General features: G+C 38.5%; 25 protein-coding genes, 1 pseudogene and 1 other annotated feature. Of the genes and pseudogenes, 5 read left to right on the top strand and 21 right to left on the bottom strand.

All coding sequences use genetic code 11. The annotated features are described in order from the left end of the window. Positions 1–54 precede the first annotated feature (54 nt). The 10 genes from SJW71_RS01360 to radA all read right to left on the bottom strand — a co-directional run bounded on the left by SJW71_RS01360 (position 55) and on the right by radA (position 9,948). A complete protein-coding gene (locus SJW71_RS01360) occupies positions 55–570 on the bottom strand; it encodes an NYN domain-containing protein (protein ID WP_274794967.1) in 516 nt (171 codons plus the stop codon). 2 nt (positions 571–572) lie between these two features. Then, a complete protein-coding gene (gene rlmB, locus SJW71_RS01355) occupies positions 573–1,325 on the bottom strand; it encodes a 23S rRNA (guanosine(2251)-2'-O)-methyltransferase RlmB (protein ID WP_274794968.1) in 753 nt (250 codons plus the stop codon). Beyond that, complete coding sequence (locus SJW71_RS01350) at positions 1,325–1,765, bottom strand: Mini-ribonuclease 3 (RefSeq protein ID WP_396631745.1); 441 nt, start codon at positions 1,763–1,765, stop codon at positions 1,325–1,327. The genes rlmB and SJW71_RS01350 overlap by 1 nt, the downstream gene beginning before the upstream one ends. After that, entirely contained in the window at positions 1,750–3,150 is a 1,401-nt protein-coding gene (gene cysS / locus SJW71_RS01345) for a cysteine--tRNA ligase (protein ID WP_312506406.1), read from the bottom strand. The genes SJW71_RS01350 and cysS overlap by 16 nt, the downstream gene beginning before the upstream one ends. After that, a complete protein-coding gene (gene epsC / locus SJW71_RS01340; protein WP_312506405.1) occupies positions 3,147–3,797 on the bottom strand; it encodes a serine O-acetyltransferase in 651 nt (216 codons plus the stop codon). Before epsC ends, cysS begins: the two co-directional genes overlap by 4 nt. A 189-nt stretch (positions 3,798–3,986) precedes the next feature. Then, positions 3,987–4,206, bottom strand: a binding site (T-box leader). A gap of 49 nt (positions 4,207–4,255) precedes the next feature. Next, on the bottom strand, positions 4,256–5,716 hold the full coding sequence (gene gltX, locus SJW71_RS01335; RefSeq protein ID WP_312506404.1) for a glutamate--tRNA ligase: 1,461 nt from the start codon (positions 5,714–5,716) through the stop codon (positions 4,256–4,258). Positions 5,717–5,806: 90 nt separating this feature from the next. Then, the gene (gene ispF, locus SJW71_RS01330; protein ID WP_274794973.1) at positions 5,807–6,283 is read right to left on the bottom strand and encodes a 2-C-methyl-D-erythritol 2,4-cyclodiphosphate synthase; all 477 of its coding nucleotides are present in this window, start codon (positions 6,281–6,283) and stop codon (positions 5,807–5,809) included. 229 nt (positions 6,284–6,512) lie between these two features. Next, complete coding sequence (ispD, locus tag SJW71_RS01325; protein ID WP_312506403.1) at positions 6,513–7,193, bottom strand: 2-C-methyl-D-erythritol 4-phosphate cytidylyltransferase; 681 nt, start codon at positions 7,191–7,193, stop codon at positions 6,513–6,515. Between the two features lie 11 nt (positions 7,194–7,204). Then, complete coding sequence (locus SJW71_RS01320; protein ID WP_274794975.1) at positions 7,205–8,290, bottom strand: PIN/TRAM domain-containing protein; 1,086 nt, start codon at positions 8,288–8,290, stop codon at positions 7,205–7,207. 281 nt (positions 8,291–8,571) lie between these two features. Then, positions 8,572–9,948: a DNA repair protein RadA gene (radA, locus tag SJW71_RS01315; protein ID WP_312506402.1), complete on the bottom strand. Its 1,377-nt coding sequence runs from the start codon at positions 9,946–9,948 to the stop codon at positions 8,572–8,574. Between the two features lie 120 nt (positions 9,949–10,068). On the opposite strand from radA, the gene SJW71_RS01310 reads away from it, so the two are divergent. After that, a protein-coding gene (locus SJW71_RS01310) for an IS3 family transposase (RefSeq protein WP_431811675.1) occupies positions 10,069–11,426 on the top strand; the annotation gives its coding sequence in 2 pieces (ribosomal slippage) (positions 10,069–10,522 and positions 10,522–11,426; 1,359 coding nt in all). 60 nt (positions 11,427–11,486) lie between these two features. Here SJW71_RS01310 and SJW71_RS01305 read toward each other — a convergent pair. The 5 genes from SJW71_RS01305 to SJW71_RS01285 form a co-directional block, all read right to left on the bottom strand. After that, on the bottom strand, positions 11,487–13,931 hold the full coding sequence (locus SJW71_RS01305) for an ATP-dependent Clp protease ATP-binding subunit (protein ID WP_274794977.1): 2,445 nt from the start codon (positions 13,929–13,931) through the stop codon (positions 11,487–11,489). Beyond that, positions 13,921–15,030 (bottom strand): protein arginine kinase, encoded by a 1,110-nt coding sequence (locus tag SJW71_RS01300; RefSeq protein WP_274794978.1) that lies wholly within the window; start codon positions 15,028–15,030, stop codon positions 13,921–13,923. Before SJW71_RS01300 ends, SJW71_RS01305 begins: the two co-directional genes overlap by 11 nt. Next, on the bottom strand, positions 15,027–15,569 hold the full coding sequence (locus SJW71_RS01295; protein WP_274794979.1) for a UvrB/UvrC motif-containing protein: 543 nt from the start codon (positions 15,567–15,569) through the stop codon (positions 15,027–15,029). Before SJW71_RS01295 ends, SJW71_RS01300 begins: the two co-directional genes overlap by 4 nt. A gap of 13 nt (positions 15,570–15,582) precedes the next feature. After that, a complete protein-coding gene (locus SJW71_RS01290) occupies positions 15,583–16,053 on the bottom strand; it encodes a CtsR family transcriptional regulator (protein ID WP_274794980.1) in 471 nt (156 codons plus the stop codon). 267 nt (positions 16,054–16,320) lie between these two features. Then, the gene (locus tag SJW71_RS01285) at positions 16,321–16,626 is read right to left on the bottom strand and encodes a DUF4870 domain-containing protein (protein ID WP_274794981.1); all 306 of its coding nucleotides are present in this window, start codon (positions 16,624–16,626) and stop codon (positions 16,321–16,323) included. Between the two features lie 120 nt (positions 16,627–16,746). On the opposite strand from SJW71_RS01285, the gene SJW71_RS01280 reads away from it, so the two are divergent. Together SJW71_RS01280 and corA are read left to right on the top strand one after the other, a co-directional pair. Next, complete coding sequence (locus SJW71_RS01280; protein ID WP_341387092.1) at positions 16,747–17,433, top strand: class I SAM-dependent methyltransferase; 687 nt, start codon at positions 16,747–16,749, stop codon at positions 17,431–17,433. Between the two features lie 37 nt (positions 17,434–17,470). Next, positions 17,471–18,433, top strand: coding sequence for a magnesium/cobalt transporter CorA (gene corA / locus SJW71_RS01275; protein ID WP_274794983.1), 963 nt, complete (start codon positions 17,471–17,473; stop codon positions 18,431–18,433). Between the two features lie 56 nt (positions 18,434–18,489). Here corA and SJW71_RS01270 read toward each other — a convergent pair whose 3' ends face one another. Then, on the bottom strand, positions 18,490–18,699 hold the full coding sequence (locus SJW71_RS01270) for a hypothetical protein (RefSeq protein WP_274794984.1): 210 nt from the start codon (positions 18,697–18,699) through the stop codon (positions 18,490–18,492). Between the two features lie 264 nt (positions 18,700–18,963). On the opposite strand from SJW71_RS01270, the pseudogene SJW71_RS01265 reads away from it, so the two are divergent. Then, positions 18,964–19,524 (top strand): annotated as a pseudogene (locus tag SJW71_RS01265) (protoglobin domain-containing protein); the annotation flags it as partial. Positions 19,525–19,692: 168 nt separating this feature from the next. Next, positions 19,693–20,289: a methyl-accepting chemotaxis protein gene (locus SJW71_RS01260; RefSeq protein ID WP_396631746.1), complete on the top strand. Its 597-nt coding sequence runs from the start codon at positions 19,693–19,695 to the stop codon at positions 20,287–20,289. Between the two features lie 48 nt (positions 20,290–20,337). Here SJW71_RS01260 and SJW71_RS01255 read toward each other — a convergent pair whose 3' ends face one another. From SJW71_RS01255 to adh, 5 genes are all read right to left on the bottom strand, one after another. Then, on the bottom strand, positions 20,338–20,817 hold the full coding sequence (locus SJW71_RS01255; RefSeq protein WP_274794986.1) for an acyl-CoA thioesterase: 480 nt from the start codon (positions 20,815–20,817) through the stop codon (positions 20,338–20,340). Between the two features lie 68 nt (positions 20,818–20,885). Next, positions 20,886–22,313, bottom strand: coding sequence for an aldehyde dehydrogenase family protein (locus SJW71_RS01250; RefSeq protein ID WP_431811674.1), 1,428 nt, complete (start codon positions 22,311–22,313; stop codon positions 20,886–20,888). A 41-nt stretch (positions 22,314–22,354) separates the two neighbouring features. After that, positions 22,355–23,323, bottom strand: coding sequence for a DUF4003 family protein (locus SJW71_RS01245; RefSeq protein WP_274794988.1), 969 nt, complete (start codon positions 23,321–23,323; stop codon positions 22,355–22,357). Positions 23,324–23,682: 359 nt separating this feature from the next. After that, positions 23,683–24,042 carry a DUF779 domain-containing protein gene (locus SJW71_RS01240; protein WP_274794989.1) on the bottom strand — a complete coding sequence of 120 codons (360 nt, stop codon included), beginning with the start codon at positions 24,040–24,042 and terminating at the stop codon, positions 23,683–23,685. Positions 24,043–24,063: 21 nt separating this feature from the next. Continuing rightward, on the bottom strand, positions 24,064–25,584 hold the full coding sequence (gene adh / locus SJW71_RS01235) for an aldehyde dehydrogenase (RefSeq protein WP_274794990.1): 1,521 nt from the start codon (positions 25,582–25,584) through the stop codon (positions 24,064–24,066). Positions 25,585–25,634 lie beyond the last annotated feature (50 nt).

Below are 25,634 nucleotides of genomic sequence, written 5' to 3'. Positions count from 1 at the left end.
CAGTCACAACAGATAATTAGGAACAGTATAACGGAATTGGAAAATATGCGTCAATCAATCTTTCAAGCCACGTCTCCATTTTTCAAAGGCAAGAGCAACATCTGGCTTTAATTCTATACGAGAAGGTGGCTTGCTTTCTTGTTTTCGCTTTACATCATGTGAAATTTTATGTTGGATAATGCTAGTATCAATTTCTAGCTCTCTTGCTGATTTCCTTAGGGCGCCATTACCAAATATAACGCTTTGCTCTGCCATATCAGAGGTTGCTACATGTATTTGTACATTTCTAGCCTTTAATTCATGTGTCATTTTTTCAATACGTTCATCTGCTGTTTCATTTTTCCGAGTATAAATGACCTCTACATCATTTTCTATATAAGATTGCTCCACTCCTGGTACAAGGTGTGCGTCAAAAACAATAATTACGCGCCAACCTATAGCTGCTTTATATTCAGCCATAAGTTCGATTAACCTTCTGCGCGCATCTTCAAAATTTGTGTCACGTAATGGCCGCAGCTCTTTCCAAGATCCAATCATATTATAGCCATCAACAAGCAAAATGTTTTTCATTGTTAGTCATTCGCTTCTTGACGTTTACGATACACTTCGTACATTAAAAGCGCTGCAGCTACTGATGCGTTCAGTGATGTAACATGCCCAACCATTGGTAAGTGATATAAAAAATCGCATTTTTCTTTTAATAAGCGACCCATTCCCTTGCCCTCACTACCAATAATGATGGCTAATGGTAATGTCGCATCCATTTTTCGATAATCGACAGAACCTTTCGCATCTGTACCAGCAATCCATATACCTCGTTCTTTTAACTCATCAATTGTTTGAGCAAGATTGTTCACACGTACAACTGGCACGTGCTCAATAGCTCCTGTAGATGCCTTTGCTACTACAGCTGTTAAACTTACTGATCGACGCTTCGGAATAATAATTCCATGAGCTCCTATAGCATCGGCCGTTCTCATAATAGACCCTAGGTTATGAGGATCCTCTAACTCATCTAAAATTAAGAAAAAGGGATCTTCCTGTTTATTTGCAGCTGCTGTAAATAAGTCCTCAAGTTCAGCATACTGATATGCTGCAACAGAAGCAACAATTCCTTGGTGATTAGCACTCGATAATTGATCGACTTTCTTTTTTGGAACAAACTGAACGATGACACCACGTTCTCGAGCTAAATCTAGCAATTCATTCACACCAGATTTTTTAACACCCTCTGCAATCCATACTTTATTCATATCGCGGCCTGAACGAAGTGCTTCTAACACTGGGTTTTTACCGGCAATAATTTCACCATTTTGTTCTACCATTATTTCGACACTCCCTTTGATTCCTCGATTATTTGAATAGCATATGCAATGATTTCATACACCCGTTCTAGTTCATTTAATAAATATAAACTACCAAGCACCGCCTCAAAGCCTGAGCTATTACGATAGGTTTGGATATCAGTATTCTTTGGTACAGAGCCGGATTTGGCATTGCGTCCACGACGGAACACAGCCAATTCCTCCTCAGTTAAATAATTTTCATCCATCATGCGATGAACGATCATAGATTGTGCTTTTGCTGAAACATAGCGAGTCGCCTCACGATGGAGTGTATTTGGTTTAACCCGTCCAGAGCGTAGTAAATGTTCACGGATTTTTTGCTCCAATACAGCATCACCCATATAGGCTAACGCTAGCGCATTTAATTGCTTAACATCTTCATTGCGAAGTTTATCCAACTTAATTACCCTCGTTTCCATCTTGTTCCTTGTCGTGTATCTTCTAAAATGATACCTTGGGCTTGCAAATGGTCACGGATCTCATCAGATCGAGCAAAATCACGATTTTTACGTGCCTCTACGCGTTCTTGTAGCAATGCTTCAATTTCTTCGTCTAATAGTTCTTCTTCTTTTGCAAATTCAATACCTAAGACGTCACCTAATACCTCAAAAGTTTCAATAAATGTTTCTAATACTTTCTTGCAAGTATTAGCTTCATTCAAGTAAATATTAGCAATACGAGCTATCTCAAATAATACAGAAATAGCGTTAGCTGTATTAAAGTCATCATCCATCGCCTCTTCAAAATGCGCTTTTTGTTCAGCAATTTTGCTAAGCCATTCTTCTGAGTTGTCGCCTAGGCTCGCCGTAGTAGTAAGGCGATGCTTCACATTGTTGTAAGCTGTACGAATGCGTTCTAAGCCCGATGCAGCAGCTTCTACTAAATCTTTCGCAAAATTAATTGGATGGCGGTAATGAACAGATAACATAAAGAAACGAAGTACCTGCGGGTCAATTTGTTTACGGATATCATTAACAAGAATGAAATTACCAAGAGATTTGGACATCTTTTCATTATCGATATTAATATAACCGTTATGCATCCAATAACGCGCAAATGTTTTGTCATTATGTGCTTCCGATTGAGCAATTTCATTTTCGTGATGCGGGAAAGTTAAATCCTGCCCACCAGCATGAATATCAATAGTATCTCCTAAATGTTCACGAGCCATTACAGAACATTCAATGTGCCAGCCTGGACGGCCATCTCCCCATGGACTTTTCCAGAAAATCTCATCTGGTTTAGCCGCTTTCCACAAGGCAAAATCTAGTGCATCATCTTTTTTCTCTCCTGCTTCAATACGGGCACCAATTTTTAAATCATCCACTGATTGGTGCGATAATTTACCATAGCCATCAAACTTACGAGTACGATAATACACATCGCCAGCAGATTCATATGCGTAGCCTTTTTCAATTAACACTTGAATAAATTGAATGATATCGTCCATATGTTCTGTCACTCGTGGATGAACATCTGCTTTTTTGCACCCTAGTGCTGTTACATCTTCAAAGTATGCAGCAATAAAGCGCTCTGTTAATTCATGTACTTCTTCTCCCAGCTCATTTGCTGCCTTAATAATTTTATCGTCTACATCCGTAAAATTTGATACAAACTTTACATCATAGCCTTTATATTGAAAATAACGTCGTACTGTATCGTAAACAATTACAGGACGTGAATTCCCGATATGAATATAGTTATAAACAGTCGGACCGCACACATACATTTTCACTTTACCTTCTTCTAGCGGTACGAAGGTTTCCTTTTGTCTTGTTAATGAGTTAAAAATTTGAATACTCATCGTGTTTCTCTCTCCTTTTGTAAGCGTTCGATTTCCTGCTGCAATTCGGCGATCTGCTTCTCGAAACCTTGACAACGTTCTTCTACAGGATCAGGTATATTTTGATGATCTAGCTTTTTCTCTAGACGCACGCCATCCTTAATTACTATTTTACCAGGAATACCGACAACTGTAGCGTTTGGTGGTACTTCTTTTAAAACAACAGAGCCAGCACCAATTTTACTATTTTCGCCAATCGTGATAGAGCCTAAAACTTTAGCTCCTGTTGCAACAAGCACATTGTCTTCTAAAGTAGGGTGTCGCTTCCCTTTTTCTTTTCCTGTACCTCCTAAAGTGACACCCTGATACAAGGTAACATTATCACCAATCTCACAAGTTTCACCAATAACAACACCCGTACCATGATCTATAAAAAAGCGTCGGCCAATTTTCGCACCAGGATGAATTTCAATACCAGTAAAGAAACGGCTAATTTGCGAAATGGCACGAGCTATAAAGTAAAAGCGTCTTTTAAAGAACCAATGTGCCACTCGATGTGCCCATGTAGCATGCAGGCCTGAATAGGTTAACACCACTTCAAAAACACTACGTGCTGCTGGATCATTCTCAAAAATCGTAGCCACATCTTCCTTCATTCTTTTAAACACAAAAAACTCCCCCTCTTCATGTTGGTCTAATTTACATCCTTTGAAATCCTACAAAGCAATTGTCATTTTCCTTCAGACTCTCCTGGGTAGATGATTGTGGTAAGGACGCTTCTTTAAGCCTTGCCTAATTACCGCTCTTGAGATGCTTCACTAAAAATAAAAAGCGCCTCTATCATCCCAAAAAGGAATGACAGAGACGCTAAAATAACGTGGTTCCACTCTGATTGAAGGCAAAAAAGCCTTCCACTTTGGACGTTCTTTAACGGGAACGACTCGATAAAGCCTACTATAGTTCAGCTTTACGCTCAAAGGTGCATTTCAGTTTTGCCTAGACTCAGACCACTTTCAGCCGGTGATGGTCCTCTCTTGAGAGCGTGCGCCACTTACTTCTCCTTATCAACGCTTTTTCAATGTAAATACATTTTACAACGAAAGAATGAATTGTCAATAAATTTCTCTTATTGTGCAAATTTTCCTACGCGGTCAATTGTTTTTTCTTTCCCAATTAAGCAAATTGCATTTGGTAACTCTGGGCCATGTGTTTCACCTGTTGTTACAACGCGGATTGGCATAAATAGATTTTTACCTTTATGACCTGTTGCTTTTTGCACAGCTTTTATAGCAGCTTTTACTGTGTCTGGTGTAAATTCTTCTAACTCCTCGAGCTGTGCTTTAAATGCAGCCATTACTTCAGGAACTTGCTCACCTGCTAAGACCTCTTTTGCTTCTTCATCATATTCAATATGATCGTTAAAGAATAGGCTAGATAGTTCAACAATTTCCGCACCAAAGCTCATTTGATCGTGGTAAAGGGCAATTAAATCTGTCGCCCATGCACGTTGCTCCGCAGTAAGTTCTTCGGGTAATAGGCCAGCTTTTTGCAAATGTGGTAAAGATAAAGCCACAACTTCTTCTAAAGATAGCTTTTTAATATATTGATTATTCATCCATGTTAATTTTTGCTTATCAAACATCGATGGTGATTTAGATAGACGTTTTTCATCAAAGATTTTAATAAATTCTTCTTTGGAGAAAATCTCTTCTTCCCCTTCTGGAGACCAACCAAGTAGTGCAAAGAAATTGAACATCGCTTCAGGAAGATACCCTAAATCTTTGTATTGTGTAACAAATTGAATAATTGATTCATCACGTTTAGATAACTTTTTACGGTTTTCATTAATAATTAATGTCATATGTCCAAATCGAGGATATTCCCAGCCAAATGCATCAAAAATCATCATTTGTTTTGGTGTGTTTGATAAATGCTCTTCACCACGGAAAACGTGAGAAATTTCCATGAAATGATCATCTAAAACAACAGCATAGTTGTAGGTCGGGATACCATTAGCTTTAACAATTACCCAATCACCAATGTCCTTTGATTCAAAAGTAACTTGGCCACGAACTAAATCTTCAAATTCATACGTTACATTTGCCGGTACACGCATACGGATTGTGTATGGCTCACCTGCTGCTTCTTTAGCTGCAACTTCTTCTGCAGATAGGTGACGGCATGTACCATCATAAGTTGGAGCCGCCACACCTCTTGCTTTTTGTTCTTCGCGAGATGCTTCAAGTTTTTCTGACGAACAGAAACATTTGTAAGCTACACCTTGCTCCAATAGCTTTTCAGCGTGCTCTTTATAAATATCAAGACGTTCCATTTGACGATAAGGCGCATAAGGTCCACCAATATCAATGGACTCATCATATTCAATACCTAACCATTTTAGGTTATCTAGCTGAGATGCTTCTCCGCCTTCTACATTACGTTCAATATCCGTATCTTCAATACGTACAATGAATTTACCGTTATGATGTTTTGCATATAAATAATTGAATAATGCTGTACGCGCTCCACCGATATGTAAATAACCTGTTGGAGATGGCGCGTAACGAACGCGAACTTCTTTCGTCATAATTAAAAGCCTCCTAAATTTTCGATCAAAAATTGACTTTGTTCATTTTACCACTCTGTTACTGGAAATAAAAGCGTTGTTAATCCGCAGTCACTTCTTTATCAATAGAATTGTTGCCATAGCTGCTATACCTTCTTCACGACCTGTAAAACCTAATCGTTCAGTTGTTGTTGCCTTTACATTGACTTGTGATGGTTCTGCGTGTAACAGTTCTGCGATGCGATTTTGCATCTGTCCAATATATGGGGCCATTTTGGGACGCTGTGCCATGATTGTACAATCAACATTCCCTAGAACATAGCCTTTATCCTCAACCAGTTTCCAAATATACTCTAATAATTTTGCTGAATCTGCATCTTTAAAGGCTGGATCTGTATCAGGAAAATGACGACCGATATCTCCTTCTCCAATTGCCCCTAATGCCGCATCCGTAACTGTGTGTAAAAGCACATCAGCGTCTGAGTGTCCTACTAACCCTTTTTCATGCGGAATAGTAATACCTCCAATAATTAATGGTCGACCTTCTTCAAATGCATGTACGTCAAAACCTTGTCCAATTCGAAACATATGATAGAGAGACTACTTTAACAAAACATGTGGATTTGATCAGTACTTGTTTGCTAAATACGCAGTCTCATTCACCTTCTTTCACTTTTATATTTACTCACTATTATACCCTCACATTTTAACATATTTCCTAGGAAATTGAGCTGATAGCAAATAGTGAGTATTTTGTTGCACAAACACATAAAATCTCATTAGCAACAATCGCCAATGAGATTTTTTAAACTACAAATTATGCTCGCTTGCGTAAAATGGCCTCTCCAAATAGTAAATCTTCTTGTGTCGTCATTTTGACATTTTCGTAGCTACTTTCTACAATGTGCACCGTATGTCCTAAACGTTCGACTAGCATAGCTTCATCTGTACCAAGAAAACCAACTTTCTCAGCAACGTCCTCAGCCTCCACTATTAAATCATATTGAAAGGCTTGTGGCGTTTGAATCATCCATAGGCTGTCACGGTCAACAGTCTCTTCAATGATACCATTACGGACCTTTTTCATCGTATCCTTCGCTCGAACCCCAGCAATAGCTGCACCGTTTTGATGTGCACTTTGTACAAGATTGGCGATAATATCATGCGTAATAAAAGGTCGGGCTGCATCATGGACAAGCACAATATCCACCTGTTGCATCTCTTTCATACAGGAATGAACTGAATGCTGCCGCTCCGCACCACCAGCAGGCAAGCCCTTCACCTTTGTAATCCCAAATTGCTCTAGCAATCCTTGAATATAGACGCGTTCTTCCGGTTTTACAGCCAACCAAATCCCTGTGCAAAAAGGGTCTTGTTGAAACACTTCTAACGTGTGTATCAAAATTGGTTTATCCAAAAGCTCTAAAAATAACTTATTTTGTCCTGCGCCCATGCGTTTTCCGCTTCCCGCTGCAGGTAAAACTACTTCATAATGCATGTTTCCACATCCTAATCGTCCTTCGGCTTCGCAAATATCATACGACCTGCTGATGTTTGCAGCACACTCGTTACTGTAACTGTAATTGCCTGTCCTATATAGTTACGACCACCTTCAACAACAATCATCGTTCCATCATCTAAATAGGCAACTCCTTGATTATGCTCTTTACCATCCTTTATAACCACAACCTGCATATCTTCTCCTGGGATTACCACAGGCTTCACCGCATTCGCTAAATCATTAATATTTAATACCTTCACATGGTGTAGCTCACAGACCTTATTAAGGTTAAAATCATTCGTGACAATTTGCGTGTCGTTACCCATTTTCTTTGCAAGTCGTACGAGCTTTAAATCTACTTCTTGTACATCCTCAAAATCCTCGTCCGTTATCTCAACTTTTGTCTTACGCTCATCTTGGAGTTTTCTTAAAATATCTAAACCACGACGACCTCTTGTGCGTTTTAACGTATCAGAAGAATCCGCAATATGCTGAAGCTCCGTGAGGACAAATTGGGGTACAACTAGGATACCTTCTATGAAGCCTGTTTCTGAAATATCCGCAATACGACCATCAATAATAACGCTCGTATCTAGCAGCTTATAGCTCCCTCGTACTTCTGGGATCTCAGCACCTTCAGTAGCTTTTTTCTTTGTATTATTACTCCGTAAGGTAAAAAGCTGTATTAATTCATCTCTTTTTCTAAAACCAAGACGAAAGCCTAAATACCCTAATACAAATGACAGGATAATAGGGAGTACCTCTGTAATAACAGGAATTTGCACACTATCGATAGCAAAGCCTAAAAAATAAGCGACTATAAGGCCAATTATTAAACCAAGCGTACCAAATAATAAATCTCCGACAGGGACCTTAAACAGGACCTCTTCCATCCAGCTAATGAGCTTCACAAAATAATCGGAAAATGCAAACGAAAGGGTAAAAAGTAAAAGTGCGCCTAATGCTACCGATACGTAAGGATTATCTAGCCAAGGATTAGATGATAGATGAAGCAATTCGTATAATGGCGGTAAGAAAACAAGGCCTAATGCTCCTCCAATCAGTAAAAACGCAATTTGAACAAATTTTTTCACAAGCTGTCACCTCCTATTGTTAGTTAAGATTATACATAGTTTACAGTAGAAAATCTTTCATCAGGTCATCAAATATCATTATTTTTAATGTTCCTGAACTTAGATAAATTATTTACATAAAATTCTTCAAACATCCATTTTAGTTTGTTTTATATTATTTCTTCATAACTCTTTTCTTACTATAAACAAGGACGTTTATCCCCTTACTTGAGTTTCCGAATTCATCGTCAAAAATGAAGGAAAAAATGCATGTCAGAATAATATCCAACATGCACATTTTTTTACAACTCTCTGAAGCAGGCATTAAGCGCATCTTTTATCGTTTCTACACCGACAATTTCAATTCCCTGTGGAAAATCCCAACCACCGATATTAGATGCGGGAATAAAGGCTCTTTTAAAACCTAGCTTCGCTGCCTCAATAACACGTTGTTCTATACGGGATACACGACGCACCTCACCTGTTAGCCCTACTTCACCAATAAAACAGTCCGTTGCTCGTACTGCTTGATCCTTAAAACTAGAGACAATGCTAGTTAACACAGCTAAATCAATAGCTGGCTCATCCAGTTTGACGCCACCAGCAACTTTAATATATGCGTCCTGGGCTTGTAGCATGAGACCCATCCGCTTTTCTAGTACCGCCATTAGTAGTTGCACGCGGTTTTGGTCAACACCAGTAGCCATACGTTTAGGATAGTTAAAGCTTGTAGGTGTAACTAAAGACTGAATCTCAACAAGAATTGGCCTTGTCCCCTCCATCGATGCAACGATAGTTGAGCCCGCAGCTCCTTGTGAGCGCTCCTGCAAAAATAGCTCAGAAGGATTTAAAACTTCCTTTAAACCTCCTTGAAGCATCTCAAATATCGCAATTTCATTTGTGGAGCCGAAGCGGTTTTTTTGGCTTCGTAGAATACGATGGTTATGATGTCTTTCCCCTTCAAAATACAATACGGTATCCACCATATGCTCTAAAATACGAGGCCCGGCAATTTGTCCTTCTTTTGTTACATGTCCAACTAAGAAAATTGCAATACCCTTTGTCTTAGCAATTCTCATAAGCTCTGCTGTACATTCACGGACCTGTGAGACACTTCCTGGTGCACTCGTTACCTCTGGATGGAAGACCGTTTGAATCGAGTCGACAATGACAAATTTCGGCTGTACTTCATCAATTGTTTGGTTTAAAAATTCAAGGTTCGTTTCGGAATAGATGTAAAGCTCCTGGGAAACAACCCCCAAACGCTCTGCGCGTAACTTCGTTTGACGAATGGATTCCTCACCCGAAATATAAAGTACACGATGCCCCTTATTCGAAAGTAAAGCCGAAACTTGTAATAATAAAGTAGATTTCCCTATCCCAGGATCACCACCTATTAACACTAGAGAGCCCGGTACGATGCCACCACCTAGAACGCGGTTCAATTCGCCCATTTCCGTCGCAACACGGGATTCTTCAGTTGCTTCAACCTGTATAATCGGAAGGGCTTTCTGGGTTACTGTAGCAGAATGTTGAAATGCGCCACGTGGTCCTTTTGCTACGACTTCTACTTCTTCCACCATTTTATTCCATTCTCCACATCCTGGACATCTACCCATCCATTTAGCAGATTCATAGCCACAGCCCGAGCATACGAATTTCGTTTTTTTCTTCGCCAAATTCTTTTCACCTCGAATATTTGTTCTTATCATCAATTGTACAGAAAAAAAGACAGCTTGGCACCTATGAACTGCCCCGTAAAAGTTAGACACCAATCTAACTTTTACGGGGGTTTTTTTATGGCAAAAGTAAAGGCTGAACAACGTATTCAAGCAGTCCAGCGATACTTAAATGGAGATGAATCTATGATTGAAATCGCAGAAGACATCGGAGTGACAAAAAAGGTTGTAAGTGAATGGGTTCGCCGATATCAAAAAAATGGTGTAGAGACTTTCTTAAAGTCCTATACAAACTATTCAGCTGACTATAAAATGAATGTACTAAATTATATGAACGAGACAGGTACATCTTCAGTTGATACAGCTGCTCTCTTTAATATTTCATCTTCTGGCTTAATTCGGGGTTGGAAATTAAAGTTTGAAGTTGGTGGTTATGATGCTCTTGTTTCCAAGAAAAAGGGGCGTCCATCCATGAAAAAAGACACAAAAAGAACAACGAAATCAATACCAGCTGAAGGGTCTGTTGAGGCGTTAACAGCACGTATTAAACAATTAGAAATGGAGAATGCCTACTTAAAAAAGTTGAATACTTTAGTTCAAATGAAAGAAAAATTACCAACCAAATCAAAGCGCAAGTAATTTACGAACTAAAGGAAATCTATGAAGTGGTGGAATTAATCAAAGTCGCTGATATTCCACGTAGTACGTATTATTACTGGGAAAAGCGTTTGAATCGTACTGATAAATACGCTGATGTGAAAGTCGCAATTCAGTCCATTTATCATGAACATAAGGGACGTTATGGCTATCGTCGGATTGCTAAAGAACTTAAAAAATACGGCATTGTTCATGATCCCAAAACGATTAACGGTTTGATGAATGCCATTGGCATAAAATGTGAAGTCCGCATGAGGAAATATCGTTCGTATAAAGGAAAAGTCGGGAAAATTGCCCCAAACATATTACAACGTGATTTTACAGCGAAAAAAATGAACGAGAAATGGGTAACAGACGTGACAGAGTTCCATCTATTTGGTGAGAAACGCTATTTATCACCAGTCCTTGATTTATGTAATGGCGAAATTATTGCATACACGGTAATGAATCGTCCAGTGTATAACCTCGTCCATGATATGCTAGAACAAGCATTGGAGCGCATTCAATCAGGTGATCAAGTCGTTCTTCATTCGGATCAAGGTTGGCACTATCAAATGAAAAAGTATCAACGAACCTTAAAACAACATGGGATTACGCAAAGTATGTCCCGTAAGGGCAATTGTTTAGATAACGCAGTCATAGAAAATTTCTTTGGCTTATTAAAATCTGAACTCCTGTATCTACAAGAATTTGAATCCATGGCACATTTCGAACAGGAACTTCATGACTATATTCACTATTACAATCACAAACGAATGAAGGCAAAATTAAAAGACCTAAGCCCGGTGGAGTACCGAACTCAGGTCTTAGAAGTAGCTTAACTAAATATGTCTAACTTTTTTGGGTCAGATCACCTAAAGCCTCGCTGTCTTTACATGAAATTATTTAGAGATAGAAACTCCCTCTTTTTTCTTCACAACAAATTCATCATTTACATAATCAATGACTACTTGATTACCCTTTTCTACGTTACCTTTAAGCAATTCTTCGGATAATCGATCCTCTACTTGTTTTTGTAATGCACGGCGTAGTGGACGCGCACCGTATTGAGGGTCATAGCCTTCCTCTGCAATTTTCTCAAGGGCTGCATCTGTTAGCTCTAACGAAATATCTTGCTCTTTTAAGCGTTTCGTTAATGCATTGCCCATCATTGCAATGATCTCTTTTAAATGCTCTTTTTCTAATGAGTGGAAGACAATCATTTCATCGATACGGTTTAAGAACTCTGGGCGGAATGCTTTTTTCAATTCTTCTAGCATTGTACCCTTCATGTCTTTATGTTTAGATGCCGCACCGCCTACATTGAAACCAAGGCTCTTTTGATATTTTAAAGCATCAGCACCAACGTTAGATGTCATAATAACCACTGTATTGCGGAAGTCTACAACACGCCCCTTAGAGTCTGTTAAACGACCATCTTCAAGAACTTGCAGAAGAATATTGAACACATCAGGGTGTGCTTTTTCAATTTCATCTAATAATACTACTGAATAAGGTTTACGACGAACTTTTTCAGTCAGTTGACCACCATCATCGAAGCCTACATAGCCTGGAGGTGAACCTACTAGGCGTGAAGTCGAATGTTTCTCCATGTATTCAGACATATCGACACGTATCATAGCATCTTCATCACCAAACATTACTTCAGCAAGCGCTCTTGCAAGCTCTGTTTTACCAACACCTGTAGGTCCTAAGAAGATAAATGAACCGATTGGTCGTTTTGGATCTTTTAAGCCTGCTCTTGCACGGCGGATTGCACGGGAAATGGCCTCTACCGCTTCTCCTTGCCCAACAACACGTTTGTGTAATTCCTCTTCGAGTTGTAACAACTTCGATGATTCTTCGGAAGCAATTTTAGCTACCGGGATTCCTGTCCACATCGATACTACTGCTGCAACATCATCCACAGTCACCTTTGATTCGGCTTTGCCTTGCTCTTCTTTCCAATTTTTCCGAGTAGCTTCAATTTCATCTTTCAGCTTTTGCTCTGTGTCTCTTAGAGATGCTGCCTTTTCAAACTCTTGGCCCGATACGGCTGCATTTTTTTCCGAGCGAACATTTTCAAGCTTATCTTCAAGTGCCTTTAGGTTTGGTGGCACTGCAAATGAACGTAAGCGTACTTTAGAACCAGCCTCATCAATTAAGTCAATCGCTTTATCTGGCAAGAAGCGGTCAGAAATATATCTGTCACTCATTTTTGCAGCTGCTTCGATTGCTTCATCTGTTATTTTTACGCGGTGATGTGCTTCATAACGATCACGTAAACCTTGAATAATTTGAATCGCTTCTTCTACTGTTGGTTCATCCACTTGAATTGGTTGGAAACGACGCTCTAATGCTGCATCCTTTTCAATATATTTACGGTATTCATCAAGCGTAGTTGCCCCAATACATTGAAGCTCGCCTCGTGCTAAAGATGGTTTTAAAATATTGGATGCATCAATCGCACCTTCTGCACCACCAGCACCGATTAATGTATGCAATTCATCGATAAATAAAATAATATTACCAGCTTGGCGAATTTCATCCATTACCTTTTTCAAACGGTCCTCAAATTCACCACGATATTTTGTACCAGCAACGACAGTTCCCATATCGAGCGTCATCACTCGCTTGTCACGAAGGATTTCAGGCACTTCGTTATTTATAATTTGCTGTGCTAGCCCCTCCGCAATAGCTGTTTTACCAACACCAGGCTCACCAATCAATACAGGGTTATTTTTAGTACGACGTGATAAAACCTCGATGACACGTGTAATTTCCTTACTTCGACCAATAACAGGGTCTAATGTACCTTCACGTGCAATTTGTGTTAAATCACGTGCTAGGCTATCTAATGTTGGAGTATTGGCAGCTTGTGCTGCTTGTTGTCCAGATTGTGCATTATCGTTATTACCTAGTAGCAATAGTACTTGTTGACGTGCTTTATTTAAACCGACACCGGCGTTATTTAGGACACGAGCTGCCACCCCTTCTCCTTCACGAATAAGGGCTAGTAGCAAATGCTCTGTGCCGATATATGAGTGACCTAATTTACGTGATTCGTCAACTGATAGTTCAATTACTTTCTTAGCTCTTGGCGTATAATGAACAATTGGGCCAACGTCTTCTTTACCCTTACCAACTAACTCTTCAATACCAGCTTCAATTCTTTGAGGACTAATATCAATAGCTTCTAACGCTTTTGCAGCAATACCGCCGCCTTCACGTATAAGCCCTAATAGAATATGCTCTGTGCCAATAGATTCGTGCTTCCAACGAATAGCCTCTTCTTGAGCAAGCTGTAAAACTTTTTGCGCGCGTTGTGTAAAACGATTAAACATCATATAAATCCTCTCCTTTTTCCCCATTTATAGGCTTATTCGTATATTCTCGAGATAACGCCTCACGTAGCATTTCTGCTCGTACACGATCTCGTTCAGCAGGGGGCAGTGCCTCGCCTGCATAGTGCTGTAAAAAACCTGGTTGCATACTGACAACACACTCATTTAACGTTGTTGCATGAATACCTGCAATCAACTCTAAATCCACACCTAGACGAACATTAGATAGACAGGTAGCTGCTTCCTCACTTGTTAAAATTCTCGCATGAGTTAGAGTACCTAAAGCTCGATATACTCTATCTTCTAGAGCAAGCTCCGCTTTTTCCATCAATTTACTTCTTGCATGTCGTTCTTTCTGAATAATCTTTTCAGCGACACTTTGGATATCTGCTAAAATGTCCTCTTCTGTCTTACCAAGAGTAATTTGGTTAGACACTTGATAAACATTGCCTAAATTTTCGCTGCCTTCTCCGTATATACCTCTTACAGTCATGCCTAAGCGTGTCATAGCATTAATAATTTGATTCATTTGTCCCGTTAAGGTTAGGGCAGGTAAATGCATCATGACGGATGCTCGGAGACCCGTACCAATATTCGTCGGACAACTTGTTAAATAGCCAAATGTATCTCGGAAGGCGTAAGGTAATACCTTCTCTAGAATACGATCAATTTTATTTGCTTGTTCATAAGCACTTTGAAGTTGAAAACTTGCTGTCATACATTGAATGCGCAAATGATCTTCTTCATTCACCATAATGCTAACGGATTCATCTTCAGAAAGTAGGATAGAGCCCACTTGTTCTTTTTTAGCTAATTGCGGACTAATTAAGTGCTTTTCGACAAGAATTTGACGCTGCAAAGGTGTTAAATCCTTTATAGCAAAATAAGCATAATCATTTTGAAGCGTTGGGCTATCACTTACTGCATGTGTAACTGCCTGCTCCACTTGCAATGCTTCATTCTCTGAGAATGCCAGCGGAAAACGATAACCATCTAAATTTCGAGCAAGGCGAATACGTGTACTAATGACAATATCTGAATAATCATCCTCGATATGCATCCAAGATGGCGTCGCACGCTCTAAAAATGATTCAATCATCATGTCACATCACCACCTTCAAATTGCAGCTGCTTCTCTAACTCTTTGACTTCATCTCGAAGCTTAGCCGCCTCTTCAAATTGTTCTTCATCAACAGCCGATTTCATACGCTTACGAATATCCTCAATTTGCTTTTTAATTACATACACATTACTGCGAGCGCCAGGCATTTTTCCGATGTGTTGGGGTCCTGCCTGGATGCGATTAAAGAGCTTTGGTAAATGCTCACTAAATGTGTCATAACAGCTTGGGCATCCAAATTTCCCTTCTTTTAAAAATTGTTTATACGAAAATCCACATTGTGGGCATGTTTGCTGTTGTGGTTGTACTTGTTGTTTTTCTCCAACCTTTTGCCACGTTGGTGAGCCAAACCAGTTTGATAATAACTGTTGTATAGAAACTGGCTCTTGTTTAAATTCTGCATGAAATGGATGGAACTGTGAGGCGCAGACGTCACAATAATGGTGCTCCACCTTTTGCCCATTTTGAACTTGTGTTACTGTAACTGTTGCATTACGTTGTTTACAATGTTCGCATATCATTCCCATCACCTCACTATTTTTGCTGTTCATATTTGATTGTTGTCAGCATCGCTCGCAATATTTTTGATCGAATGGTATCTCTTAGAGGGAGATGTAAATCGATCGTTGAGCGATCAATTGCTGCTAACATTAATTTCGCTTCTCGTTTTGAAATTACCTGCTCATCGATAAGCCGATATATTAAATCCTCTGCCATCGTTTGTGAGGCTCCACCTTCAATTTGCCTGAGAACATCATCGATTAAATCAATCTGTGAATTCGCGCGGACACGTAAAATTCGAATGTATCCACCACCACCACGTTTGCTCTCAACAAGGTAACCTCGCTCGGCAGTAAATCTTGTATTAATGACATAATTTATTTGTGATGGGACACATTGAAATTTATCAGCAATCTCACTACGTTTAATTTCAATATGCCCTTCTCCACCTAATTCAAGTACTTGCTTTAAGTAACCTTCTATGATGTCTGATATATTACGCATTTTAGGAATACACCTCGCTTGCTTCACTGACTTTGACTATCTTTGACTTTCTTTGAGTATATTATACAAAACGCTTGAAAATAATTGCAATGATTTCGCCCATAGAAAATGAAAAGTACTGAAATTGGCTATTTTATGCTCTTGAAACTAGCTCTTTTTTTATCATATCTGTTCGGTTTTCTATTTCCTCATACACTTAATGTACCCTTATTAGCCATAGAAAAAACGCAAGCATATGCAACTAGCATATACTTGCGTTTATAAAATTTATACCCAACGTCCAACTATTGGATAACGCCAAGGTTCATCAGACAGTGCTTTAACGATACCGATAATCGGTACAACAAATAGCATAATGCCGAAAATAAGTAAAAACGGTAATCCAATAAGGACAAAGCTTAAAACAACAGAAATAGCAATTAAAACTCCCATAACGATTTGGAATAGCAATGCTTGAATGGAAATTGCTTTCACTTCCTCATCAGAACTAATTAAGAAGAAAATAATGGGTACTAACCATGGCGCAAAAAATGCACTAGCGTGTATGATTACTTTAGACCATTTACTCTCCATATATATCAACCCTTTCTTATCCTTTGTTTATGTTTTATGTACTTCTATTTACGGAACTATACCCGTAATAGTTTCACATTGAATTGGATTTTTAAAAATTTTTTTGGAAGGCAGTGATGCATGATGGAATTTAACAATACTTTAGCAAATGAATATGAAAAAGGTATTCGTCGTACTTTACCAAGCTATGATGCAATGCTTCGTTTAATACAAACCTTTTATCATTCTACATTGCCTGAAAAGGCTGAGATATTAATCGTAGGTTCAGGAAGCGGCAACGAGATTTTACAACTTGCAGAAGGCAGACCCTTTTGGTCATTTACTGGCATTGATCCCTCAGAATCCATGCTCAAAATAGCTAAAGAACGTTTAAAATCACTAACCAATAGGATGTCATACCATCAAGGAACAATACTAGATACTCAGTTATCTACTGAAAATTATGATGCAGCCAGCCTAGTACTCGTCCTTCATTTTATTCAGGATTATGAGGATAAGCTATCGACATTGAAAGAAATAGCAAAACATTTAAAACCCGGTGCCCCCTTTGTCATTGTCTCAAAATATGGTGAACCCGGTTCGATCGAAACAGAGCTTCAATTTGATTTATGGCGTTCCTATTGGTTACAACATACAAAGCTTTCGGTATCCGATGTAGCAGAAATGGAAAAATCCATTCGCTCCCTTTCCTTTATGCGAGAAGAAGATATTGTGACATTGTTACAGAAAGCGGGTTTTATAAAACCTAGTAGATTTTTTGCCACTACTTTGTTTGGTGGATGGGTATGCTTTAAAGAGGAGCATTAAATAAATATTTTGTAGTAATAACTTTGAGGTGAAAGCTGTGATAAGCACCATTGGCATTACAAAAAAACAACAACTACTAAAAGATTTCCCTTTGGAAACTATACATCAGCAAGAGTTTGAATGGTATTGGGTTGATTTTAACTGTCCTACTGCAGAGGAGGAATCTTTGCTGGATTCATTTTTTCATTTCCACCCGCTAGCAATTGAAGATTGCTTAATGCGCTTACAGCGTCCAAAGCTCGATTTTTACGATGATTTTCATTTTTTTGTTATTCATCGATTAAACGAAGAGACATTAGGAGCGGAAGAGGTAAATATCTTTGCCTCTAATAAATATATTGTGACATTCCATAAGAACCCTGTACCCGAAATAGAGAGGGTTCAAAAACTTTTGGAAAACCAGCCAAAGAATTGGGAACGTGGAACTGTTTACCTAACGTATCAAACTATTGATAAAATCGTTGATAGTTATTTCCCTCTTGTTTATAAAATTGAAGATCATTTAAATGCACTAGAAGGCGAGCTTACATACCAAAGCAATGTAAATGCTATGAAGATTGTCTTCGAATTTCGAAGCGATTTGCTTGACTTAAGACGTACCATTTTACCAATGCGTGACCTTTTATATCGGGTGCTTAATTCTTATCGATTTTCATTAAATAAATCAGAACGAGCTTATTTTGGAGATATCTACGACCATTTACTTAAATTAACAGAAATGGTTGAATCCAATCGAGAACTTACAGCAGATATGCGCGATAGTTATATGGCCATGAGTTCAAGTCGTATGAATGGTATTATGATGACTTTAACGATTGTGTCGACCATCTTTATACCGCTAACTTTTATTGCTGGCGTCTATGGGATGAATTTCGATAATATGCCTGAACTTCACGGTCAATATAGCTATTTTATTGTACTTGGCATCATGATTATTATCGTTATCTTTATGCTTGCTATCTTTAAACATAAAGGCTGGTTTAAACTTTTTAAACCATAAGGACAAAAAACTGCTCGTTTTTTTTGGAAAAAACGAGCAGTGCTATTTATCTATTGTTAATACGGCCCACGATCATCAATTTTATTTTCCCCTTGTTGCGGGAATAAGAAGTATGCTAATACCCCAGACCCTAAAGTTGCACATACAGCAATTAATAATTGCTCAACATCTGGTACCTCAGCATAATAGTTTCGTAACATGTAAATGGAACCAATTGCGACAATAACCATGACTGGAATAACAAATTTAAAACGTTTTTTCTCCATGCAATACCTCCTCTATTTCTTTTTTACGAACAATTAGTAGCTGTTTAAACAGTTCGTATTTTACAGGTTTCCTCATTTAAATTCAAATGTACTTTGCCACAAAACGGTCTGATAATAAAGTAAAAAAATAAAGAAATATCCAAAATTTTATCCAAATATTCAGCAATTAATAGTAAAATAGATTTAGTACCAATTATTTATCAAATTTACAAAACAAACATTTCAAAAGTACTTTTTACTTTCAATTTATTATGGATATTAAGAATGGAGCAAACAATAATGAGTTGGTTTTCAAAAAAAAGCAGTTCTAGCTACTCAATTTCATTAACACCAGAAATTTTTAAGAGCGATGTAAAACTAGATGTATTGAATCATCCAAATCTCCAAAAACAGTTACAACTTTTAAACTTAACGATTGAGGATTTAGCGATTATTAAGCAACTACAACCTTTAGCAAAGGACTTAATCCCTGCAATGGTGGAGCAATTTTATGCAGCCATTAGTTTGAGCCAAGATTTACTTGATATTATTAATAGAACTTCGCATATTGATCGTTTAAAAATTACATTACATAAACATTTAAGTGATATTTTTGAAAGTCATATTGATGATGCCTATATTGCCGAAAGAAAAGCAATTGCTGAGGCTCATGTGCGTATTGGGTTACAATCAAAATGGTATATTGCATCATTCCAATCACTCACTTCTACCTTCACAAATTTTGTGAATGAAGTAGATCTTTCAAAAAAGGATGCTATTCGTGCCATAAACGCTTTTTGTAAAATCATTAATTTTGAGCAACAACTTGTAATTGAGGCCTATGAAAAAGAAGAAGAACGTATTCGTACAGCTGCCGATGCAACAAAAAATGCACTTGTTACGACCATTCAAAGTACTGCAGAGGAGCTTAATGCGATTAGTGAGGAAACAGCCGCTTCACTACTAGTAATTTCCTCACAAACTGATGATATTGCTGTCGCGACCAAACAAGGGTTGAGCTTCGTTGCAGATACTCAAGAAAAATCAAGACGTGGTCAACAGCAGCTTAAAGAACAAAATGATTTAATCCAAGTTATATTGCAAAGTGTTAACAGTCTTGAGGTAACGATGAATCAGCTACGTACCTCTTCTCAAAAAATATCTGAGATTGTTGGACTTGTTACAGGCATTGCTGATCAAACAAATTTATTAGCGTTAAATGCATCGATAGAGGCTGCTCGGGCTGGAGAACACGGTAAAGGATTCGCAGTAGTAGCCGAGGAAGTACGTAAGCTTGCTGAGGAAACAAAAAATGCCGTGCAGAATGTTTCTCACCTCATTAAAGAAACAGAAAGTAATATTACAACCATGGCTAGTTCTGTTATCAACGTTGATCAAAAAATTCAGCATAGTGTCAATACACAAGAGAATTTATCCAAGTCATTTAATGATATTGCAGATGCTGTTGCAGGGATTCAACAGCAATATGTCAATACATCTAGAGATATTTCAGCCATCTCTAATTTAATTACTGAATTATCACAAGGTGCTACCCTTGTTTCTTCATCTTCTGACTCGCTCATTAATGTCGTCAACGAACTAAATATGTAAAATAACAAAGGGAGCCTCACTATTTTAATAGTGGAGCTCCCCTTGTACTTAGTGTGGCAATGCACGTTTTTGTTTACGGTGCTCTCGTCTTGCTGGCCCTGTTTCAAATAAACGCTTTTCCTCATCTGTTTCAGGGTAAATCGCAGGAACCGGTACTGGTTTCCCTTTCTCATCTACCGCAACCATCGTAACAAATGATTCTGTCGTTAATTTTTCCTCACCAGTCTCAATATTGCGAGAAACAACGCGAACATAAACCTCCATTGAAGAACGTCCTGTAGACGAAACAATACTCTCGATTTCAAGAATATCTCCTACATGTGCGGCTGATAAAAAATCAACCGAATCGATAGAAGCCGTAACTACAAGTCCCTTAGCATGTTTCATTGCTGTAATAGCAGCGATTTCATCAATATAAGCTAACACTCTTCCGCCAAATATAGAATTGTGATTATTAGTGTCTGGGGGTAATACGAGACGCGATTGAACCGTACGTGATTGGCTCATAGGTACAGCGTTGTTTGGCATAATTCATGCAACTTCCCTTCATGTATGTTCTGTCGTCATCGTATCGCAGAAAAAGAGCTGATGCAAATCTAGAATGACTTTTTCATCGAAATAAATTTCATATCTGTCATTTCTTCAATTGCCCACTTAATTCCTTCACGTCCATAACCACTCATTTTCACTCCACCATATGGCATGTTATCTATCCTGAATGTCGGAATATCATTAATAATGACAGCACCAGCTTGCAATTCGTCTGCTGCATAAAGGGCGTCGGATAATATATTCGTGTAAATACCTGCATTTAAACCAAGGTCCGACTCGTTCACAAGTCGAATCGCGTCGTCTAATGTTTCATATGAAACAATTGAGACGATTGGTGCGAATGTTTCCTGACAAACAATTTTCATATCAGCAGTGACATTCGTCATAACGGTCGGTGTTAAAGAACTTTCTGTAAACACACCGCCAGTTGCAATCACTGCACCTTGTTCCTGAGCTTCCTTGATCCAATCCCTAATTCTTACAACTTCATTCGGATTAATCATCGCACTAACATCGGTATTTTTATCTAATGGATCTCCTACTATAAGTTTTTCAGTTTCTGCAACAAATGCTTTAGTAAACTCATCAACTATAGAAGAATGGACATAAATACGTTGTAATGAAATACATACTTGTCCAGCAAAATTAAAGGCCCCGCTCACACAGCGACTAATAATTTTATCGATTGGCGTCGATGGTTCGACAATTACTGCTGCATTAGAACCTAGCTCTAATGTTATTTTACGCAGGCCTATTTTTTCCTTAATTTTCAAACCTACTTTACCACTACCTGTAAATGTTACCTTTTTGACATAAGGATGTGTAACAAGTGTATCACTAAGCTCACCACCACTTCCTGTCACAATCTGTAGCGCTCCGTCCGGTAATCCTGCTTCACGAAAAATATCAGCCATGACAATAGCACTTAATGGTGTTTGCGTTGCTGGCTTTAACACTACCGTATTACCCACTGCGAAAGCCGGACCTAATTTATGTGCAACTAAATTGAATGGAAAATTAAACGGTGTAATGGCAGAAATAACGCCCAACGGTTCGCGCTTTGTCCATCCTATACGATCCCCTGCTCCAGGTGCTGCATCCATCGGCACAGTTTCACCCTTTGCCTGTTTTGCGCCCTCTGCTGCAAATTGATAAGTTGCAATGGTGCGGTCGATTTCTGCTATTCCAGCTGTTATCGGTTTTCCTGCCTCTAATGCTAAAATCTCGGCCAATTCATCTTTACGTTGCCGCATTATATCAACGACTTTATATAATATTTCGGCACGCTCGTAGGCTGTTGTTTTTTTAAACAATTGGAATGCCTGCTGTGCGCCTTCGATCGCTCTTTCTACATCTTGAATCGATGCTTTTGCTATATGAGCAATAACCTCACCACTATATGGAGATGTTAACTCATAGCTTTTCTCTGTATCTTGCCACTGACCATTAATCCACAGTTTTGTTTCCTTCATCCTTGAATGCACCTCCAAATAATATGTTCCTTCTTATTCTATCACGAAGAACTTGAACTAGAAGCAATGGCGGCTGCACTAACCGCTGCCATCATCGCAGCTTGCTGTGCTTGAATTAATAATTCAATGGAAGACATAATGGTCATGGAAAGAGATTTTTGCACCTTCGCCATGTCGTAAATGGCAATTTGTACAGCCATAAACAGGACAAATTCGCGGTGCCATTTTAATAATTTCAAATCCTTTAATTCATGATGAAGATCAATGATATCTTGTAGTTGTGTTTTATTAAGATTTAGTATGGCCAAAAAACCAAGTAAAGGATAGTGCATAGCCCTGACCTTAATATTTTGCTTTTTGAGCGTATCTCTTAGCATCACAACATTTGGTACTAGTTGACCATCAAATTGAGGTGATAAAAAAGTTAATACTTGCGATAGCCATTGAAGCTCATTACCAGCGTTAAAATTATAGGTTCGTAGTTCTTTATAGTAGCGATTCATTGTTTCTGCACGTAACTCACCATCATCATTGGAGCTACTTAGCAATACTGCATAAGGAATATCTTCATAAGATGTTAAAAATGGATGGTGTTTACGGATTGCATCGAACAAAGATCTAGCTGCCTGTGCATGTGCTTTTTTATCCTTTTCATCCTCTGTCAAAAATTGTGCTCCGATATAGCTAAAATTGCCGCTTCTAAATTTCGCGTCCCTTAAGATACTCACATTTGTTAATAAATCCTTTACGGCCTTTTCAACATTTTCTTGTTCCATTAAATTAGCAGCAATGCTGTATCCAACTGTTGATCGTAAAGGAGACATCCACGACGACTGCTTCTTCATCTCTTGCAATACACTTTTATACTTCGCTGTATCAAACGTTTTCCCTGACGCAACAAATGTACTAGCAATAGCTAATATAATTTTACGGTCCACTGTCCAGCCCGCAGCTTTGGATACTTCCTCTACTGTATTGGTAAATGTATTTTCAATCATCACGTAATCCATATTTAGCACACTCCTTTACTCATTTTACGTTACATATTGTGAGAAAGATTCACACGCTTTGTAACAATTAACATAAAAAGTAAACTTAATTTAATGTATGTTACTTAATTTATTTGTTTTAATAGGAAATATTAGTAACTATAAAAAGGGGGATTGACGATGATAGGAAAAACCACCAGGAAACTATTATTTACTATGACCTTAAAGGATCGATTAAAACTATTTTTATTATTAAGAAATTCATCACATAATATTGATTTACATACTCTTTTCCATAAAAATTAAACAATTTAGCCTCGTTAATCTTTGAATCAAGATAAAAAACAGCGGCAGAATTCTTTGCCGCTGTAACATATTTGTTAAATTAACCCTAGCTCCTGTAACTCTTCTGGTGTGAAGGCTCTTGACCTTGTTAGAAAACGTTTTCCTTCTACGCCCTCAAGCGAGAACATACCACCTCTTCCATCCACCACATCCAGTATGATTTGTGTATGCTTCCAGTAATCATACTGATTTTTGTGCATGTAGAAAGGAGAACCACCAATTTCTCCAAGACAAACATCCTGATCACCTAAAAGTAAATCACCCTCTGGATAGCACATAGGTGAGGAGCCATCACAGCATCCCCCTGATTGATGAAACATAACAGGTCCATGTTTCTCTTTTAAAAGTTCGATTAGTGCCAGCGCTTCTGTCGTAGCTAATACACGTTCAACCACGCTCATGCACCTCCCTACAAATTAGAAGAAACCAAGTTTATCTTCGCTGTAGCTAACTAATAAGTTTTTCGTTTGTTGGTAATGAGCAAGCATCATTTTATGGTTTTCACGACCAACACCTGACATTTTGTAGCCACCGAATGCAGCATGTGCAGGATAAGCATGGTAACAGTTTGTCCAAACACGGCCTGCCTGAATTTCACGACCAAAACGGTAAGCTGTATTAATATCTCTTGTCCAAACACCTGAACCTAAGCCATATAATGTATCATTCGCAATTTCGAGTGCTTCCTCTTTCGTCTTAAACGTAGTTACTGCAACAACTGGGCCAAAAATTTCCTCTTGGAAAATACGCATTTTATTATGTCCTTTGAAGACAGTTGGTTTGATGTAGTAGCCGTTTTCGAAGCCTTCACCTACATTATTTTTCTCTCCACCAATTAAACATTCTGCTCCTTCTTGCTTACCAATATCTAAATAAGAAAGGATTTTTTCCATTTGCTCGCTTGAAGCCTGAGCACCCATCATCGTATTTGGATCAAGTGGATTGCCAACTTTAATGGCTTCAACTCGCTGTATTACACGTTCCATAAATTTATCGTAAATAGACTCCTGAATTAATGCTCGAGAAGGACATGTACATACTTCCCCTTGGTTTAGTGCAAATAATACGAAGCCTTCAACTGCTTTATCTAAAAAGGCATCATCTTTATCCATAATATCTTCAAAGAAGATATTTGGTGATTTACCACCCAACTCTAATGTAACTGGGATAAGGTTTTGAGAAGCATATTGCATAATTAGACGGCCAGTTGTCGTCTCCCCCGTAAAGGCAATCTTCCCTATACGTGGATTAGATGCAAGCGGTTTCCCTGCTTCTAAGCCAAATCCATTCACAATATTAATAACACCTGGCGGTAATAAATCTTCTATTAATTCTACAAGCACCATAATAGATGCCGGTGTTTGTTCTGCAGGTTTTAATACAACACAGTTACCAGCTGCAAGTGCCGGCGCAAGCTTCCATACTGCCATTAATAGCGGGAAGTTCCAAGGAATGATTTGACCAACTACCCCTATTGGCTCATGGAAGTGATAAGCAACTGTATCGTTATCAATTTGGCTCACTGAGCCTTCTTGAGCACGTAATGCTCCAGCAAAATAACGGAAATGATCAATTGCAAGAGGGATATCTGCATTTAATGTTTCACGTACCGCTTTCCCGTTATCCCATGTTTCGGCAACGGCTAGTTTTTCTAAATTTTGTTCGATGCGGTCCGCGATTTTAAGTAAAATGTTTGCGCGTTCTGTCGGTGATGTTTTGCCCCATGCATCTTTAGCAGCATGTGCTGCATCTAGAGCAAGTTCAATATCCTCAGCTGTGGAACGTGCTACTTGTGTAAAAACTTGTCCAGTAACAGGAGTAACGTTATCAAAGTACTGACCCTTCGTTGGAGGTGTCCATTCGCCACCAATATAATTATCATATTTCTCTTTGAATTGAACTACCGATCCTTCAGTGTTTGGAAATGCATAAACCATTTTACTTCTCCCCTTTACACAAATTAATGAGAACTATCTACAAAAATCGT

Origin of the sequence: Lysinibacillus sp. FW12, assembly GCF_050817245.1 — a bacterium.
Classification (GTDB): domain Bacteria; phylum Bacillota; class Bacilli; order Bacillales_A; family Planococcaceae; genus Lysinibacillus; species Lysinibacillus irui.
The sequence above is the reverse complement of the archived record's forward strand: the minus strand, read 5'-3'. Positions and strand labels throughout refer to the sequence as shown.